Source organism: Lentibacillus populi (assembly GCA_014642895.1).
Classification (GTDB): domain Bacteria; phylum Bacillota; class Bacilli; order Bacillales; family Amphibacillaceae; genus Lentibacillus_C; species Lentibacillus_C populi.
In genome coordinates this window covers 1-673 of sequence record BMJD01000121.1, presented here as the reverse complement: position 1 = coordinate 673, position 673 = coordinate 1, and the positions used below count along the sequence as shown (strand labels likewise).

The 673-nt window shown below is 36.4% G+C and carries 1 protein-coding gene and 1 pseudogene; both read right to left on the bottom strand.

Going from position 1 to position 673, the window contains the following annotated elements:
* A pseudogene (locus IEX12_RS23175) lies at positions 1 to 315 on the bottom strand (helix-turn-helix domain-containing protein); the annotation flags it as partial.
* Between the two features lie 11 nt (positions 316 to 326).
* The coding region (gene tnpA / locus IEX12_RS23170; RefSeq protein ID WP_188725999.1) for an IS200/IS605 family transposase at positions 327 to 673 on the bottom strand (347 nt) is incomplete at its 5' end.

The window sequence follows — 673 nt, the reverse complement described above, 5'->3', positions numbered from 1 at the left end:
TGAATTTTGGGAACTTGGCATTCCCTTTGAAGAATGCTTTATATGCCTTATCCAAGTTGAGTTGTGCGTTCGCTAACGCTAATGAATCTACTTCCTTTAGCCATTCATACTCTTTTTTGTACTTGGCGGGAGTAGGGGGCTTCACCTTTTTTAAGGCATCTTTATCCTCTCTTTCCATAACTCATAAGTTCTTTTACGTTCAGCTAACATCTTGTTGTAGACGAAACGAACACATCCGAATGTTTTGCGTATAATCAAGGCCTGTTCATCTGTTGGATACAATCTGAACTTGTACGCTTTATTTTGTTTAGCTATATCAAATCACCTCACTTTATCCCTTGATTTTCAATATATTTTTTCACCACTTCAATAGGTGAACCACCAGTCGTCAACAAGCAAAAACTTCTTGACCAAAACATTTCTTTCCATAACTTTTTACGAACATGGGGAAAATCCTTCTTGATAAGCCTTGAACTGGCACTTTTATAGGCATTGATGAATTTCGATAATTCACTGTTGGGTTGTGCTTTGAACACGATATGAATATGGTCAATATCGTGGTTCCATTCGACTAATGTGATATTATATTTTTCACTCAATGACACAAATTTATCTTTGGCATAGTCTGAAACGGTATCATCTATTACTTTCCTTCGATACTTCACGACTAACA